Origin of the sequence: Pseudactinotalea terrae, from assembly GCF_009733845.1 — a bacterium.
Taxonomy (GTDB): domain Bacteria; phylum Actinomycetota; class Actinomycetes; order Actinomycetales; family Beutenbergiaceae; genus Pseudactinotalea; species Pseudactinotalea terrae.
In genome coordinates this window covers 50,269-65,562 of the sequence record NZ_WNXZ01000010.1, presented here as the reverse complement: position 1 = coordinate 65,562, position 15,294 = coordinate 50,269, and the positions used below count along the sequence as shown (strand labels likewise).

The window sequence follows — 15,294 nt, the reverse complement described above, 5'->3', positions numbered from 1 at the left end:
TGGGCGGGTCGGGGAAGGCCGTAGATGCGGGAGCAGACTGGCTTGTCGTTGCGGGCGCGTGTTGCTGCGGTAGCAGCGGCGGCGCTCGCTCTCACCGGGGTGGGCGCGGCCACCCTGGCACCACCGGCGCAGGCCGACGGCCCGACGACGTTCGGCAGCTCGACGCCGATCACGATCGTCTCCCCCACCGATCCCGGCACGGTGGCTCCGGCGACGCCGTACCCCTCGCAGGTCGAGGTGGCCGGGATGTCCGGCTTGGTGTCCGACGTCTCCGTGGAGCTCGTCGGCGTCAGCCACCTCTTCGTCAACGACGTGGACGTGCTCCTGCTCGCCCCGAACGGCACGAGCATGGTCGTGATGTCCGACGTCGGTGAAGAGACCTTCGCGCTCAGCGCCAGCGGGAGCGACATCACGATCGCCGACGGCGGCGCGGCGTTCCCCACGGAGGGCGTGCTGCCGACCGGCACCTACGCACCGCGTGACACGGACCCCGGGGCCGACACCTTCCCCGGCGCGGGCGGCACCCCCAGCTCCTCGACCAGCCTCGGGGACGCCTTCGGCGGCATCGACCCCAACGGCACCTGGTCCCTGTACGTCGTCGACGACACCACCGGCGACGACGGTCTGATCGCCGGTGGCTGGTCCCTCACGGTCACCACGGCTGAGGACACCGTCGCCACCCAGATCACGGCGTCCGTCAGCCCGAACCCCGCGCTCACCGGGAGCCCGATCACCCTGACGGCCCTCGTGACCGCCGACGGGATCCCCGTCACCGAGGGCACGGTGAGCTTCGACAACGTCGGGCTCGTCGGCTACCCCGGGCAGCCCCTCGACGAGGACGGGCGGGCGACCCTCGTCCTGGACCCGTGGCCCTCCGAGGGCCGGAACGAGTGGGTCGCCACCTACGAGCCCGCGGCGGGTTACGCACCGAGCTCGACGTCGTTCCAGCTGGTGGCCGACGACCCGACCGAGGTGTCCGGGAACCTCTACTGCAACCCCGGCGCCACCGTGCTGCCGGATGTGGGCACGCCCCCGGCCTACCCGCTCCAGGTGTTCGTGGACGGCGCGCCCGGGACGGTCGCTGAGGTCGCGGTCCGGCTGCCCGGGCTGAGTCACTCGAGCACCGCCGACCTGGACGTGATGCTGCGCTCACCCAGCGGCGACACGCTGATGCTGATGAGCGACGTGCCCGGGAACCTCGCGACCGCGACCGCGGTGGCGTTCGCCGACAGCGGCGCCGAGCTGGTCGAGCTGACCGGGCCGGGGACCTACCTCCCCACGGACCTGGACAACGTCCACGACACCTTCCCCGCACCCGCGCCGGAGCCGTCCGACGCCACGACCTTCGCCGAGGCGTTCGGCGGCACCGAGCCCAACGGCGCCTGGTCGTTGTTCGTGGTCGACAACGCCACAGGTGATGGCGGTGCGCTGCAGAACGGCGACTGGTGCCTGGAGCTGACCACCACGAGCCCCAGCGACATCGTCCTGGATGCCCCGGCAACTGTCGCAGCCGGTGACGACGTCGCGGTCACGGCCACCGTCACCTCCGACAGCGAACCTGTCGGGGTTGGCACCGTGAGCTACTCCCTCGATGGCGCCACCCCGGTCGACGCCGGCACCCCGGACTCCGACGGTGAGGTCACCTTCACGCTCGCCGACCTGCCGCGCGGCAGCCACGTCGTCGAGGCCACCTACACGGGCGCAGACAGCTTCGCCGACAGCACCGCCGAGCCCGTCACGGTGCTCGCGCAGTCGGAGACCTCGCTCACCGCGAGCGCCGACCCCACGATCATGCTCGGCCAGGACGCGGTCGTCTCGGCGACGGTCTCAGCCCCCGACGGCCCTGTGGACGCCGGATCCCTGAGCTACTCCGTCGACGGCGGATCGACCGTTCCGGCCGGCACGCCGGACAGCGATGGCGAGGTCGAGATCCGCATCGCCGACCTGCCGCGCGGCAGCCACTCGATCCTGGTGTTCTACACCGGTGCCGACGGGTGGACCGACTCCGTGGCCGCACCGCTGACCGTGCTGGTCCAGCAGGAGACCGAGACGCAGGCCGTGGCACCGGACAGGGTCGCCGAGCGCGAGGACGTGGACGTGGTCGTCACGGTCTCCCCGCTCGCCGGCACCGAGACGGTGGCCGCCGGCTCCGTCGGCTACACCGTCGACGGCGGCGACCCGATCTCCGCCGGCGACGTGGACGCCGACGGCGAGGTGGCGTTCTCGATCGCCGGGCTCGCACCGGGCGTGCACGAGGTGGCCATCGCCTACGGCGGGAGCGGCGATGGCTGGATGCCGTCGGGGACCTCCTTCTCCGTCGTGGTGCTCGCCACGACCGGGATCGTGCTCGACGCACCCACCGAGATCACCGAGAGCGACGACCTCGAGGTGACCGCGACGGTCACGGCCGGCGGCGATCCTGTCGACGACGGCTCGGTCAGCTACTCGGTCGACGGCGGTCCCGCATTGCCTGCAGGCACGCCTGGGGTGGACGGCACCGTGACGTTCACGGTCACCGGGCTCGCCGGCGGCAACCACACGATCGAGGCCACCTACACCGGCGTCGACCCGTGGGCGGACAGCTCGGCCGAGCCCGTCGACGTCCTGGTCAATCGCCTCACGACGTCGACGCTGAGCGCGCCCGCCACCGCGACCGACGGCGAGGACGTGGTGCTCACCTCCGAGGTCACGGCCACCGGCGCCACCCCGACCGGGTCCGTGACCTTCTCCGACGGTGACGACTCGCTCGGCACAGTCGCCCTGGTCGACGGCACGGCCACGCTCACCACGCCGCTGCCCGCGGGTGCTCGGACGATCACCGCGACGTACAACCCGGACCCCGGCTTCCTCAGCAGCGACGACGCGACCGGCATCGACGTGCTGCCGGTGGTCACCGCCGGCGGCCCTTACGCGATCAGCGAGGGCGATGGCCTCACGCTCTCGGCGGCGGGCTCGAGCGCTGCCGCTAATCTCTCGTGGGATCTCGACGGCGACGGCGACTTCTCCGACGCGACGGGTCTCGAGCCGATGCTGACCTGGGCTGAGCTCGAGGCGTTCGGCATCGACGACGGCCCGGTCGCCTACCCGGTCGCCGCCCGCGCGGAGGTCGACGGCCTCACCGCCACCGCGGAGGCGGCGATCGAGGTGAGCAACACCGGACCCGAGGCGATCGTCGACGGGCCGCGCACCGCCGTCGTCGGCGAGGAGCTGACGCTCAAGGTGAGCGCGGACGACCCGTCGAGCGCCGATATGGCCGAGCTGTTCACCTACCGGGTGGACTGGGGCGACGGCTCGCCGGTGCTCGAGGTGGTCGGCCCGGCCGACCCGCCGGTGAGCCACACCTACGCGACGGCCGGCTCGTACGAGGCCACCTTCTGGGTTGTCGACCGCGACGGGAGCCGCGGTGGTGACCTGGTGATCGCAGTCGCGGTGTCGCCTGCGCCGACCGAGCCCACGACCGAGACGCCGGTCGAGCCGACCGACCCACCGAGCGGTGATCCGGCCCCGACCACCGGGCCGGGTACGGGCGGCAGCGGTACTGCTCCGCCCTCAGGCGGTGGAGCGGACGAGATGCCCGCGACCGGTATGGCCGGTGCGCAGACCGCCGCAGCGCTGGCTGCGCTGCTGCTCGCCGCCGGCGCACTGCTGCTGGCCCGCCGTAGGCGCACGCTCGAACGATGACCTCGGCGCGCGGGCTGGTGCGTCACCGTCCCGCACGCCCGGCACCTCCGTCGCCAAGAATCGTTCTTGACTTATATAAGCGGGAGCGCAATGATCGCGGTCATGAGCACACCTGAGATCCCCGAGCACGCTGTCACCTACGGGGCCCGCGAGGGCGAGGACATCGCCGTCGTCGAGCTCCTGCGCACCTACCCCGGCGAGATCGCCGACGTGTGGGACGCCCTCACCAACCCCGAACGCCTGCCCCGCTGGTTCCTGCCGGTCTCCGGCGACCTCAGGCTCGGCGGCCGCTACCAGCTCGAGGGCAACGCCGGCGGCACGATCACGGACTGCGACGCGCCGCGCTCGTTCTCCTCCACGTGGGAGTTCGGCGGCTTCACGAGCTGGATCACCGTGTCGCTGGATGCCGACGGCGACGATGCCACCGCCGTGCGCCTCGCCCACACCGTCGCCACCGACAACGACCACTGGCGCCAGTTCGGACCAGGCGCGGTGGGGATCGGCTGGGACCTCGGCCTCCACGGCCTCGGCCTGCACCTCGCCAGCGGTGCGAGCGTGGACCCGGAGGCCGCACAGGCGTGGAGCCTGTCCCCCGAGGGCATCGAGTACGTGAGCTCGTGCGGGCAGGCCTGGTATGTCGCCGACACGGCCGGAGGAGCTGACGACGGCGAGGCTCGGCTGCGTGCGGATGCGTGCGTCACCTTCTACACGGTCGTGCCCGAGGAGGCGGCTCAGGCCGGTTCCGGCGAGCAGTCAGGCTGATGCACGCGTTCGACGTCCTCGGCGACCCGGTTCGCCGTCGGATCCTGGAGCTGCTCGCCTCGGGCGAGGTGGCGTCCGGGGAGGTCGCCGACGTCGTCGGCGCCGAGTTCGGCATCAGCCAGCCGGCTGCGAGCCAGCACCTGCGGGTGCTGCGCGAGAACGGGTTCGCCACCGTGCGCCCCGAGGGCACCCGGCGGCTCTACAGCCTCGACCCCGGCGGGCTCACCGAGGTGCAGACCTATCTCGATCAGCTCCGCGCCGGCTGGTCGCAGCGTCTGGACGCCCTGGGGACCGAGCTCGCACGAGGCCGTCGGGAGCGGCGTGCGGACGCCTCGGGTGCCGGCTGACCTGATCGATCCGCTGACAGATCCCCTCTGGCGGGTCATACTGACGTATGGAGAAGGTCAAGGACGAGCCCAGCAGCACCGTTGCGGCGAGCGCGCCGGCCGGACCCGAGAGCCGCTGGCTCTCGCGCCTCCTCGCTTGGCGTGGCGGCACGCGTGACCGGGTCACGAGCAAGGACCCGACGTTGTGGATGCACCGCGACGTCACCACCTGAAGGGGAGGCACCATGAGCGACAGGCCGAAGCTCGCCAAGCGGATCTGGCTCAAGATCCGCGAACTCGTCAACCTGCTCGCGATGCCCGACCAGGCCGAGAGCGACCGCTACACCCAGCAGGGCAAGGTGCACCCCCGGCAGGAGCAGCAGGGCCGCACCTTCCAGGGCGGCATCTCCTGACAGCCGGTCCCGACCGCCCGCCTAGCTCGGCCAGCGCTCCGCGTGGTGGTGGACGATGCGCCAGCCGCTCTGGTCGCGTCGCAGCACGTCGGTGACCCGGTACGTCTCGTCGGTGCCGCCCTCGTGGTGGGCGCGGAGCACGAACCGCGCGACCGCCGAGTCCTCCCACCGGTCCACGCGGATCTGCTCGGGGCGCACCCACGCGGGTGTGGGCCCGCTCGAGCCCGCAGCGGCACGTTCGTCGCGGAGCGCGTCGAGCCCCGCGAGGGTGAACAGGTCGGGGGCGTCGCTCTCCCAGATCGTGATGTCGGGGTGGAGGAACGCATCGAACGCCGGGCGGTTGCCGAGCTCGCGGTAGAGCGCGCGGAGCGTGCCCGCCACCTCGTCGAGGGCGGGGTCGGGCAGGACGGCGGTGGGGTCGTCGGTCATGCGGGCACTCCTTCGCGGGTGGTTCGCAGGGCATCCCGGAGCGGACCGAGCCCCATGGGGCCGAGGCTGAGCGCGCGGGTGTGGAAGGTGCGCAGGTCGAACGCGGAGTCCTCCCGCTGCTCGGCCTCGAGGCGGGCGTCGCGCCACAGCTTGGCGCCGACCGCGAACGCGAGCGCCTGCCCGGGCCAGCCGAGGTAGCGGTCCACCTCGAACCGCGCCGTCTGCGGGTCGACCTGAGCGATCTCGTGCAGCACCTGGGCCCCGAGCTCGGGGCTCCAGCGGGAGGCGTCGCCGCACGGGCCTGGCGCCCCCGCAGGGATCGGCAGGTCGAGGTGCAGGCCGAGATCGATGACGATCCGGCACGCCCGCCACAACCGCGCGAACACCAGGCCGAGCCGCTCCCCGGGCGTGCGGATCAACCCCACCTCGTCAGCGAGTGCCTCCGAGTAGTGCGCCCAGCCCTCGGCGTAGCCGTGCACGTGGCACAGGTACCGCTGCCACGGGTGCAGGCCCGCGAGCTCGTGCGAGATCGCGTGCTGCAGGTGGTGGCCCGGCACGCCCTCGTGGTGAACGGTGCTGACCTCCCGCCAGGTGGCCACGGCGGTGGTCCCCTCGGGCACGGTCCACCACACCCGCCCGGGTCGGGTGAGCCCGGGGTCGGGCGGGTTGTAGTACATGACACCGGACAGCGCGGTTACGAGCTTGGCCTCGACGGCGCGGGTCCGGTCGGGGATCGCCGCCACGCGCTCGTGCGCGATCTCGGTAGCGGCGTCGATGCGCTGCTGCAGCCACCGCAGGAGCGGCTCGCCCACGGCCACCCGACCGGCGGGTTCGGCGTCGAGGTGCGCGACCGCGGCGGCCACGTCGGGGTTGCCGACGATCTCGGTCGCGACCTCGCGCGCCTGCTGCTGCAGCTCGGCGATGAGGTCCCAGCCGTAGGAGTACAGCGCGTCGAGGTCCACCTGCTCACCCAGGAACGCGCCCGCGGTGACCTGGTAGACCTCCCGGCCCACGCCGTCGACGATCGGCGCGGTCGGCAGCACCCATGCGCGCAGGAACGTCGCGAACCGCCCGAAGGCGGAGCGGGCGGCATCGGTCTCGCGGCTCGCCTCGCCGTCGAGCAACCCGGTGAAGAGGCCATCCGCGAGCCAGCGCTCGACCTGCTCGGCCACCACGCGCACCTGGCGCTGCGCGACCACGTTGCCGCGCTCGGTCTCGGCCGCGAGCGTGCGCTGGAGCTCGGCGAGCGCGTTCGGCACGGCGGCCAGATGCGCTCGCACCTGCATCCGCTCGGCGACGGTGCCGGTGGGCAGGTCGTCGAAGATCTGCCGGATCTGGTGCACGGGAGTGGCCAGCGGCGCGAGCAGCCGGCGCGTGAACCCGACCCGGTCGAGCTCGACCTCGGACTCGAGGCGTTCGCGCATCACCGCGGCAAGCAACCCCGGCGAGCCCTGCAGCGCGTACAGCGCTGCCTTGTCGGCCGAGTGCCGGCGGTCGTACGCCTCGGGCGAGAAGGTGGGGAGCCGGCTCTCGACCTCCAGGCCGATCGCGGCCGCGGCCTCGGGATCCACCCCGGAGCGGGCCTGGAGGTAGATGTCCGCGACCTCGGTGGCCGGCATGCCGGCGGAGCCGAGCCGCCTCATGACGCACGCTCCCGTTCCATCGCCCTGCGGACCTCGGGCAGCACCTGCTCCCCGAGCAGCCGGATGCCCTCGGCACCCGACGCCACGCCGTGCGGGGTCCCGTACTCCACTCGGTCGGCGCCCGAGCGGAACAGCTCGATCGTCTGCTCGGCCACCTCCGCCGGGGTGCCGGCGAGGCAGAACCGGCGCAGCAGGTCGGCGGGCAGCAACGCGCCCGCGTCGTCGAGCCGGCCCTCGCGGATCAGCTCACCCAGCCGGGCCTGCAGCTCGGGGTCGACCGTGACGGTCTCGTCGAGCTGGCCCACCACGTCCACGTACATCGCGACCTCGCGGCGCGCGAGCCGGCGTGCGCGGTCGCCGTCGCGATCGACCACGGTCACCGCACCGGCCGCCACCCGCACCGTGCCGGCGCCGCGCCCGGCGGCGATCGAGGAGTCGTCGAGACGCTGGCGCATCAGGCGCACCATGTCCGGGTTCGCGCTGCCGCCCAGCTTGACCTCCTGGGCGAGCCGGCCCGCCAGCTCGGCGCCGCGCGGCCCCCACACCCCGAGCAGCACGTCCACCTCGGGGCGCAGCGGCTCGTACTGGAGCTTCATGCCCGGCTCGAGCGTGAACGCGCGCCCGTGGTAGCCGCTGACGTCACCGGCCAGCAGCCGGCGCACCACCTCGATGGTGTCCTCCAGGTGGGCGAGCGGCCGGGGCTGCTCCACGCCGACCTGCTGCAGCCACGACCCCCGGGCCAGCCCGAGGTAGGCGCGGCCGCCGGAGGCCTCGTCGAGCGCCGCGACCTGCCCGGCGATCTCGACCGGGTGCGTGAGGTAGGGGTTGAGGCACGCCGGCCCGAGCGTGATCCGGGCGGTGGTGCGGGCTGCGGCCAGCAGCGCCGGGATCGGCGGCTGGAAGCCGAGGTCGCCATAGACCGAGAGGCCGTCGAAGCCGAGCCCCTCGACGAGCGCGCCGAGCGCGCCGTACTCGCTGGGGCTCCACACCGATTGCAGCGCGACGCTGACGTGCGGGTGGCTCGCGCGGGTGCTCATGTGAGGTCCTCCATCGGCATCGTCGACATCCCGGTGCGCTCGATCCGCATGATCAGCCGCTCGTGCGGGTCGGGGCAGGCGACCTCGTTCTCGTGGGCGAGCCAGTCGCCGTCGTCGAGGCTGCGCTGCATCGCAGGCAGCAGCGGCAGCACCGCCGACAGCGCGTACAGGCACACGTGCTTGCCCTCGGGGATGCTGATCCGGCTGGAGCAGGTGACGTCGAACGAGTCGCCGACCGCCATGCCGCACACCGACCGACCCTCGATGCGGTCGACGACGACCCTCAGGTCGTGCAGCCGGGTCTCCCTGCTCATGCTCGTGCCCCGGCCACGAGACCACGGTCGTCACGGACGGCGCGGCCGCCCTGCACGACCGCATGAAGACCACGGAGCGCCGAGATGTCGGCGAGCGGGTCGCCGTCGAGCACCAGCAGGTCCGCGAACGCGCCGGGCGCGAGCGCGCCGACCTGGTCACCGGCCTTCAGCCACCCGGCCGCGGCCGAGGTGGCCGAGACCATGACCTCGCGCGGCGACATCCCCGCCTCGGCCATGAACTCCATCTCGCGGACCGTGGCGGTGGTCTCGTCGTAGTCCGCGTGCGGCGGCATGTCGGAGCCCATGAGGATCTCGACGCCGGAGGCGATCGCGTTCTGCAGCGACTCCCAGTGGCGGGGGCCGGCTCCCAGCGCGCGCTCGATCATCCACTCGGGGATGCCGTTGGCGCGGAAGAAGTCCTCGCAGCGGCTCACCGTGATGGTCGGCACGTAGCTGACGCCGCGCGCGGCCATCGTGTCGGTCAGCTCGCGGGTGAGCTCGTACCCGTGCTCCACGCAGTCCAGGCCGAGATCGATCGCGCGTTGGATCACCGGCGTCGGGCCGGCGTGTGCGGTGACCTTGCGGCCCCAGTCGTGCGCGGTCTCCAGGACGGCGGTCATCTCGTCGTCGGTCAGCTGCGGGGTGTCGATCGCCTCGTGCTCGCCCGCGATGCCGCCGGAGATGCAGACCTTGATGAGGTCGGCGCCAGCACGCAGCTGCTCGCGGGTGGCACGGCGGAAGCCGTCGGCGCCGTCGGCCTCCTGGGCGTCGGCGCCGTGGCCGTGGCCGCCCGTGCAGCACAGCGCCTGGCCGGCCGTGTAGATGCGCGGGCCGTCCACGAAGCCGTTGCGGATCGCCTTGCGCAGCGCCATGTCGGCGCCGCGCGCCTCACCCACGAGCCGCGCGGTGGTGATGCCGCTGCGCAGCGTGCCGCGTCCGTTGCCGGCCATGTGCAGCGCGAGCTCGGCGAGGTTCTGCCCCTGCACCGCCGCCTCCATCGGGCCGGGAAGCGCGAGGCTGAGGTGCACGTGCATGTTGATCAGTCCGGGCACGACGACGGCGCCGCCCAGGTCGATCACGCGCGCCTCGTCAGCGCGTGCGTCGTCGAGCACCTGCTGGGCGTCGCCGACCGCTCTGACCCGGCCGTCGGGGCCGACCCACAGCGCCTGGTCGTCCGCCGTCGCCGCCGCGGTGCCGTCCCAGAGCCGGCAGCCGGCCAGCACGTATCCAGCGCTACTCATGTCTCGCTCCATCGATCAGGGTTCCTCCTGCGTGCGGTCTGTGGGCCTGCTCCGCCCGCCCTCCGGGCTGTTGCGGGGCAGCTCATGAGCCCTCACCACGGCGGGCTGCGCCGAGCCGGGGCACGGCGTCGATCAGCTCGCGGGTGTAGGGGTGCTCCGGCTCGCGCCAGACCCGTTCGGTCTCGCCCTGCTCCACGAGCTCGCCCTGGTACATGACGCCGACCCGGTGCGCGATGTGCCGCACCAGGGCCAGGTCGTGGGAGATGAACAGCATCCCGACGTCCAGATCGCGCACCAGCGAGCCCAGCAGCGCCACCACCTGGGCCTGGGCAGAGGCGTCGAGCGCGGTGACCGGCTCGTCGGCGACGAGGATCTCGGGGCGCGGCGCGAGCGCGCGCGCGATCGCGATGCGCTGCCGCTGCCCGCCGGAGAACTGGTGCGGGTAGCGGCCGGCCGCGCTCGCGGGCATGCCGACGCGCTCGAGCAGGTCGGCGACCTCGGCCGCGGGGTCCTGGACGTGGGAGGGGACGCCGTCGCGAAGCTGGGCGCCCACGGTGCGGCGTGGGTTGAGCGAGGCGTACGGGCTCTGGAACACCATCTGGGTGCGAACGTCCGTCCGGGTGCGCCAGCCGACCGGCTGGACCGGTTCGCCGTCGAGAAGGATCTGCCCGCCGGCGAGGCGCTCGAGGCCGACGACGGCGCGGGCGAGCGAGGACTTGCCGCTCCCGGACTCACCCACGAGCCCGACGATCTCGCCACGGCCCACCTCGAGGTCCACCCCTGCCACGGCGTGCACGATGCCGCGGCCACGCGAGCGGTAGGTGACATGCGCGTCGAGCACCTGCAGCGCGCTCATCGTGCGACCTGTTCGGGCTCGTCCCAGTCGTCGGCCTGCGGGCGCGCCGCGACGAGGGTCTTCGTGTACTCGTGCCGGGGGTGGAACAGGAGCTCCTCGGTGGCGCCGCTCTCGATGACGCGGCCCTCGCGGAACACGTACGCCTGCGTGGTGAGCGCGGCGAGTACCGCCAGGTCGTGCGTGATGAACAGCACCGAGAGCCCGGTCTCCGCGCGGAGCTCCTCCAGCAGCCGCAGGATGCCGGCCTGCACGGTGACGTCGAGAGCCGTGGTGGGCTCGTCGGCGATCAGCAGCCGGGGCTGGCACGCGAGCGCCGCGGCGATCGCGACGCGCTGCCGCATGCCTCCCGAGAACTGGTGCGGGTAGCTGCGCAGGGAAGCCTCGGGATCCGGGATCCGCACCCGGTCGAGCAGCTCGACGGCTCGCCGTCGGGCATCTCGGCGCGAGAGCTGCAGGTGCACGCGCATGTGCTCGGTGATCTGGGTGCCGACCGTGAGCATCGGGTGCAGCGCCGCGGTCGCGTCCTGGAACACCATGGCGATCTCGCGGCCGCGCACCCGGTTCCAGGAGCGCTGGTCGAGGGTCAGCAGGTCGCGCGGCTCTGCGCCGCCGCGCCACCAGGCGTGCCCGCTCGTCTGCGAGCGGTCGGGCAGCAGGCCGAGCAGGGCGGCCGCCGTGAGCGACTTGCCGGAGCCGCTCTCGCCCGCGATGCCGACGATCTCGCCCTCGGGCACCTCGAGCGAGATGTCCTCGATGACCCGCTGGTCGCCCTGCAGCGTGACAGCGAGGTTCTCGATGCTCAGGATCTGACTCATCGGACACCCCGTGCGGTGCGGGGGTCGAGGCGGTCGCGCAGCGCGTCGCCCACGATGTTGAAGGCGAGCACCACCGTGAGGATGGCCAGGCCGGGGAACACGCTGACCCACCAGATCGACAGGTCGCGCGAGCCGGCCGCGATCATCGCACCCCACTCGGCCGCGGGCGGGCGCGGCCCGAGCCCGAGGAAGGACAGCGCCGCGAGCATGAGCACGGCGTTGCCGAGCTCGAGGGTCGCGAGCACGACGGCGGGACCCACGCTGTTGGGGATGACGTCCTTGCGGAGTGCTTGCCACGGGCCGACCCCGAGGAGACGGGAGGAGGCGAGGAAGTCGGAGGTGCGGATGCTCAGCACGGCGCTGCGGATCACGCGCGCGTAGATCGGCCAGGACACGATGATCAGCGCGATCACGGCGTTCCGGGTGCTGGGGCCGAAGGCGGCCGCGACCGCCATCGCCAGGATGATCTGCGGGAAGGCGAACACGAGGTCGGTGAGCCGCATGAGGATCTCGTCGGCGGCGCGGCCGAGGTAACCCGCGAGCAACCCGACCAGCCCGCCGATCGCCAACGAGAACGCGACGATCACCACCGCCAGCGGCAACGAGAGTCGGGCGCCGTGCACGACGCGGGCGAACACGTCGCGGCCGAGCTCGTCCGTGCCGAACCAGTGCGCGGCCGACGGCGGTTGGTACAGGTCCGGCGACTGCGCGATCGGGTCGTCGGTGAGCACGGGCGCGAGGAGCGCGAGCAGCACCCAGACGGCGAGGATCGCGGCCGCGGCGATCACCGCGGGCTGGCGCCAGATCGAGTGGATCTCGGCCACGCGCAGGCGCTGCGGCCAGCGGCGGCGCGCGAGGATCCGGTCGGCACGGGCGTCGGTGTGCTGCTCGGCCTCGGCCTGCTCCGGGCGGTCGGCGTCGAGGTCGGGAGTGCGGGGCTCGCTCATGCGGGGCTCGGTCATGACAGCCGGATCCGGGGATCGATGAGGCCGTACGCGAGGTCGACCAGGAGGTTGACGACGGTGTAGACGACCGCGACGAAGAGGCTGACCCCGAGCACCGCGGGCACGTCGAGCGCGGAGGCCGAACGGAAGGCGTACTGACCCACACCCGGCCAGCTGAAGATCTGCTCGACCAGCACCGTCCCGGACAGCATCGAGGCGAAGGCCAGGCCCGACACCGTGATCACGGGGACCAGACCCGCACGAAGGACATGCGCCGTCAGCACCCTTGAGGTGGGCAGTCCCTTGGCGCGTGCCGCGCGCACGTAGTCGGCGTCGAGGACCTCGAGCATGGCCGACCGCACGAACCGCACGAGCATCGCGACAGTGAGCACGGTGAGCACGAGCACCGGCAGAGCGGTGTGCTGGATCGCGTCCCACGCCGCATCCCAGCGGCCTGCGAGCGCGGAGTCGATCACCACCGAGCCGGTGACCCGCTCCGGCGGCACGATCCAGGTGGACAGCCGGCCGCCCGAGGGTGAGACGCCCAGCAGGTAGAAGAACACGTAGAGCACCACGAGGGCGAGCCAGAACGGGGGCGTCGAGAGCCCGATGAGGGTGCCCGCGCGGACCGCGTGGTCACCGGCCCGGTCATGCTTGACCGCGGCGTACAGGCCGATGGCGACCCCGAGGACGAGCGAGAGCAGCATCGCCGGCAGCGCGATCTCGAGGGTCGCCGGCACGTAGGTGAGCAGGTCGTCCAGCACCGGGCGGCCGGTCTGCTGCGAGACGCCCAGGTCCCCCTGGAGCACGTTGCGCATGTACACGAGGTACTGCACGTACAGCGGTTCGTCCAGACCCCAGCGGGCGCGATAGGCCGCGACGATCTCGGGATCCTGCAGCGCCTGCTCGGACAGGGTCGCCGACATCGTGTCGCCGGGCACCGCCTGGATCAGCAGGAACGAGACGAGCGTGACGCCCACGAGGAGCACGACCGTGATGACGCCTCGGCGCAGCAGGAAACCGAGGAGCACCGAGCCCAGGACTGCGCGGGCGGCTCGCGGTCCCCGCTGCCCGCGACGCCCCGGGCTGCTGCTCGGGGGTGTCGTGGGCGCCTCAGCGACGTTCGGGCCCGTCACGGTGCGCTCACTGCGGCGCGACGGCCCGCAGGTCGATGAGCCAGCCGGCCGGCGAGTAGACGGCGCCGCCGACATCCCCGGTGGCGACCACGGTGCCCGAGTTGAAGGCGAGCGAGATGTACGGGCTCTGGTCGTTGAGCAGTCGCTGCCACTCCTGCAACGCCTGCACCTGCTCAGCGGGGTCGGTCGCCGTGTTGACGGCCTCGCCGGCCGCGATCATCTCGGGGCTGGCGATCTCCTCGCTCCACGCGACACGCATCGCCGAGGGCTGGCCCGGGGCGAAGTTGTTCACCAGGGAGGCGGCGACCGGGTAGTTCAGCGACTGCGGGCTGAACCGGAACGGCACCTTGCCCGCGGCCTGCGCCTCGAGGAAGGCCGCGATCGGCTGCGGGTCGAGCTCGATCGTGATGCCGGCCTGGGCGGCGTCGTTCTGGATCTTGGTCGCGATCGTCCCCAGGTCCACACCCTGGTAGGTGATCGCCGGGTACATGAGGCTCACGGTCGGGTCGGTGACGCCCGAGGCTGCGAGGTGCTCGGCTGCGGCGTCAAGATCCTGCGTCTGGGCCTCGTCGGCCGGGAGCGCACCGGCGAACGCGGTCGGCACCAGGCCGCCGGCCGGCACGGCCTCCTGGCCGAACAGCGCCGCGATGCCCGCGTAGTCCATCGAGGCGCGGACGGCGCGGACGAAGTCGAGGTTCGAGGTGATCTCGGAGACGGCGGGGTCCTGGTGGAAGGACACGAAGTAGAAGGTGTCCTGGTTGCCGGTGATCTCGAGCGTCTCGGGCAGCCCCTCGAGAAGGCGCCCGGAGAGGTCGAGCGCGACCTGGGAGCTCTCGGCGCGCGACATCGTGAGCTTCTGGGTCTCGGTCTCGACGTTGGTGATCACGATGCGCGCGTACCCGGGCTCGCCGCCCCAGTAGTCGTCGTTCGCCGTCAGCACGATCTCGGAGGCCGGGTCGAAGGACTCCAGCACGTACGGGCCGGAGCCGAGCGAGGTGCCGTTGAGGAACGTCGTGGCGCTGTCGGCGGTCGCGGCGTCGGCGCCGTCGGTGGCGCCCTCGGCCTGGGCGGCCTCGGCGTCGAGGATCCCGGTCGAGGGCATCGCGAGGATCGTCGGCACGCTCGGGTTGGGCGCCTCGGTCGTGACGACGACGACGTTCTCCTCGGGTGTGCTGGCCGTGAAGCCCTGCACGATCACCGAGGGGCTGCCCTTGAGGTTGACCAGGCGGTTGAGGCTGAAGACGACGTCCTCGGCGGTGACCGGGTCGCCGTCGGCGAAGGTGGCGTCGTCGCGGAGCAGGAAGGTGAACTCGGTGGCGTCCTCGTTCGAGGTCCACGACTCGGCGAGGAGCCCGACCGGGTTGCTGACATCGTCGCCCTCGAAGGTCACGAGCGTGTCGTACATCGCGTGCACGCTCATGTTGCCGGTGGCCTCGTAGACCTGCGCGGGGTCGATGCTGTTGATGACGAACGAGGTGTTGACCGTGAGCGTGCCGCCCTGGCCGGAGCCACCGCCCTCGCCGTCGTCGGTGCCGGTGTTGGCGCCGCCACCCCCGTTGCCGCCGGCGGTGCAGCCGGCGAGCGCCAGTGCTGCTGTCGCGGCCAGCACCGCAGCTGCGCGGACGCGTCGAGAGGCCGAGGCGCGCATGGTTCTTCCTTTCACCAGCCACGGCGCGAGCGTTCGCTCGGCAGATCCA

At 72.6% G+C, this 15,294-nt stretch carries 15 protein-coding genes; 5 read left to right on the top strand and 10 right to left on the bottom strand.

The window, feature by feature from the left end; all coding sequences use genetic code 11:
• The first annotated feature begins 24 nt into the window (after positions 1 to 24).
• The 5 genes from GPA03_RS21650 to GPA03_RS21630 all read left to right on the top strand — a co-directional run bounded on the left by GPA03_RS21650 (position 25) and on the right by GPA03_RS21630 (position 5,182).
• Positions 25 to 3,681, top strand: a complete 3,657-nt coding sequence (locus GPA03_RS21650; protein WP_156254145.1) for an Ig-like domain repeat protein — start codon at positions 25 to 27, stop codon at positions 3,679 to 3,681.
• A gap of 102 nt (positions 3,682 to 3,783) precedes the next feature.
• Positions 3,784 to 4,443, top strand: coding sequence for an SRPBCC family protein (locus tag GPA03_RS21645; RefSeq protein WP_241681440.1), 660 nt, complete (start codon positions 3,784 to 3,786; stop codon positions 4,441 to 4,443).
• A complete protein-coding gene (locus GPA03_RS21640) occupies positions 4,443 to 4,790 on the top strand; it encodes an ArsR/SmtB family transcription factor (protein ID WP_156254143.1) in 348 nt (115 codons plus the stop codon). Before GPA03_RS21645 ends, GPA03_RS21640 begins: the two co-directional genes overlap by 1 nt.
• Before the next feature lie 47 nt (positions 4,791 to 4,837).
• The gene (locus GPA03_RS21635) at positions 4,838 to 5,002 is read left to right on the top strand and encodes a hypothetical protein (RefSeq protein WP_156254142.1); all 165 of its coding nucleotides are present in this window, start codon (positions 4,838 to 4,840) and stop codon (positions 5,000 to 5,002) included.
• A gap of 12 nt (positions 5,003 to 5,014) precedes the next feature.
• Positions 5,015 to 5,182 (top strand): hypothetical protein, encoded by a 168-nt coding sequence (locus tag GPA03_RS21630; protein ID WP_156254141.1) that lies wholly within the window; start codon positions 5,015 to 5,017, stop codon positions 5,180 to 5,182.
• A gap of 21 nt (positions 5,183 to 5,203) precedes the next feature.
• On the opposite strand, the gene GPA03_RS21625 is transcribed toward GPA03_RS21630, so the two are convergent.
• The 10 genes from GPA03_RS21625 to GPA03_RS21580 form a co-directional block, all read right to left on the bottom strand.
• Positions 5,204 to 5,611 carry a DUF4440 domain-containing protein gene (locus GPA03_RS21625; protein ID WP_156254140.1) on the bottom strand — a complete coding sequence of 136 codons (408 nt, stop codon included), beginning with the start codon at positions 5,609 to 5,611 and terminating at the stop codon, positions 5,204 to 5,206.
• Entirely contained in the window at positions 5,608 to 7,254 is a 1,647-nt protein-coding gene (locus GPA03_RS21620) for a DUF885 domain-containing protein (protein WP_156254139.1), read from the bottom strand. Before GPA03_RS21620 ends, GPA03_RS21625 begins: the two co-directional genes overlap by 4 nt.
• Positions 7,251 to 8,291, bottom strand: coding sequence for an LLM class flavin-dependent oxidoreductase (locus GPA03_RS21615; RefSeq protein WP_156254138.1), 1,041 nt, complete (start codon positions 8,289 to 8,291; stop codon positions 7,251 to 7,253). The genes GPA03_RS21620 and GPA03_RS21615 overlap by 4 nt, the downstream gene beginning before the upstream one ends.
• Complete coding sequence (locus tag GPA03_RS21610) at positions 8,288 to 8,605, bottom strand: TIGR04076 family protein (protein WP_156254137.1); 318 nt, start codon at positions 8,603 to 8,605, stop codon at positions 8,288 to 8,290. The genes GPA03_RS21615 and GPA03_RS21610 overlap by 4 nt, the downstream gene beginning before the upstream one ends.
• Entirely contained in the window at positions 8,602 to 9,846 is a 1,245-nt protein-coding gene (locus GPA03_RS21605) for a metal-dependent hydrolase family protein (protein WP_156254136.1), read from the bottom strand. The genes GPA03_RS21610 and GPA03_RS21605 overlap by 4 nt, the downstream gene beginning before the upstream one ends.
• A gap of 82 nt (positions 9,847 to 9,928) precedes the next feature.
• Positions 9,929 to 10,702, bottom strand: coding sequence for an ABC transporter ATP-binding protein (locus GPA03_RS21600; RefSeq protein ID WP_156254135.1), 774 nt, complete (start codon positions 10,700 to 10,702; stop codon positions 9,929 to 9,931).
• The gene (locus GPA03_RS21595; protein WP_156254134.1) at positions 10,699 to 11,517 is read right to left on the bottom strand and encodes an ABC transporter ATP-binding protein; all 819 of its coding nucleotides are present in this window, start codon (positions 11,515 to 11,517) and stop codon (positions 10,699 to 10,701) included. The genes GPA03_RS21600 and GPA03_RS21595 overlap by 4 nt, the downstream gene beginning before the upstream one ends.
• Positions 11,514 to 12,464, bottom strand: a complete 951-nt coding sequence (locus tag GPA03_RS21590) for an ABC transporter permease (protein WP_170296910.1) — start codon at positions 12,462 to 12,464, stop codon at positions 11,514 to 11,516. The genes GPA03_RS21595 and GPA03_RS21590 overlap by 4 nt, the downstream gene beginning before the upstream one ends.
• A gap of 11 nt (positions 12,465 to 12,475) precedes the next feature.
• Positions 12,476 to 13,597 carry an ABC transporter permease gene (locus GPA03_RS21585; RefSeq protein WP_241681439.1) on the bottom strand — a complete coding sequence of 374 codons (1,122 nt, stop codon included), beginning with the start codon at positions 13,595 to 13,597 and terminating at the stop codon, positions 12,476 to 12,478.
• Between the two features lie 7 nt (positions 13,598 to 13,604).
• Positions 13,605 to 15,245, bottom strand: a complete 1,641-nt coding sequence (locus tag GPA03_RS21580; protein WP_156254131.1) for an ABC transporter substrate-binding protein — start codon at positions 15,243 to 15,245, stop codon at positions 13,605 to 13,607.
• Between the last annotated feature and the right edge of the window lie 49 nt (positions 15,246 to 15,294).

Excerpts from the sequence above, each read along its gene's own strand:
- GPA03_RS21650 (WP_156254145.1), top strand. The coding sequence starts at position 25 with ATGCGGGAGCAGACTGGCTTGTCGTTGCGGGCGCGTGTTGCTGCGGTA.
- GPA03_RS21645 (WP_241681440.1), top strand. The coding sequence starts at position 3,784 with ATGAGCACACCTGAGATCCCCGAGCACGCTGTCACCTACGGGGCCCGC.
- GPA03_RS21640 (WP_156254143.1), top strand. The coding sequence starts at position 4,443 with ATGCACGCGTTCGACGTCCTCGGCGACCCGGTTCGCCGTCGGATCCTG.
- GPA03_RS21635 (WP_156254142.1), top strand. The coding sequence starts at position 4,838 with ATGGAGAAGGTCAAGGACGAGCCCAGCAGCACCGTTGCGGCGAGCGCG.
- GPA03_RS21630 (WP_156254141.1), top strand. The coding sequence starts at position 5,015 with ATGAGCGACAGGCCGAAGCTCGCCAAGCGGATCTGGCTCAAGATCCGC.
- GPA03_RS21625 (WP_156254140.1), bottom strand. The coding sequence starts at position 5,611 with ATGACCGACGACCCCACCGCCGTCCTGCCCGACCCCGCCCTCGACGAG.
- GPA03_RS21620 (WP_156254139.1), bottom strand. The coding sequence starts at position 7,254 with ATGAGGCGGCTCGGCTCCGCCGGCATGCCGGCCACCGAGGTCGCGGAC.
- GPA03_RS21615 (WP_156254138.1), bottom strand. The coding sequence starts at position 8,291 with ATGAGCACCCGCGCGAGCCACCCGCACGTCAGCGTCGCGCTGCAATCG.
- GPA03_RS21610 (WP_156254137.1), bottom strand. The coding sequence starts at position 8,605 with ATGAGCAGGGAGACCCGGCTGCACGACCTGAGGGTCGTCGTCGACCGC.
- GPA03_RS21605 (WP_156254136.1), bottom strand. The coding sequence starts at position 9,846 with ATGAGTAGCGCTGGATACGTGCTGGCCGGCTGCCGGCTCTGGGACGGC.
- GPA03_RS21600 (WP_156254135.1), bottom strand. The coding sequence starts at position 10,702 with ATGAGCGCGCTGCAGGTGCTCGACGCGCATGTCACCTACCGCTCGCGT.
- GPA03_RS21595 (WP_156254134.1), bottom strand. The coding sequence starts at position 11,517 with ATGAGTCAGATCCTGAGCATCGAGAACCTCGCTGTCACGCTGCAGGGC.
- GPA03_RS21590 (WP_170296910.1), bottom strand. The coding sequence starts at position 12,464 with ATGAGCGAGCCCCGCACTCCCGACCTCGACGCCGACCGCCCGGAGCAG.
- GPA03_RS21580 (WP_156254131.1), bottom strand. The coding sequence starts at position 15,245 with ATGCGCGCCTCGGCCTCTCGACGCGTCCGCGCAGCTGCGGTGCTGGCC.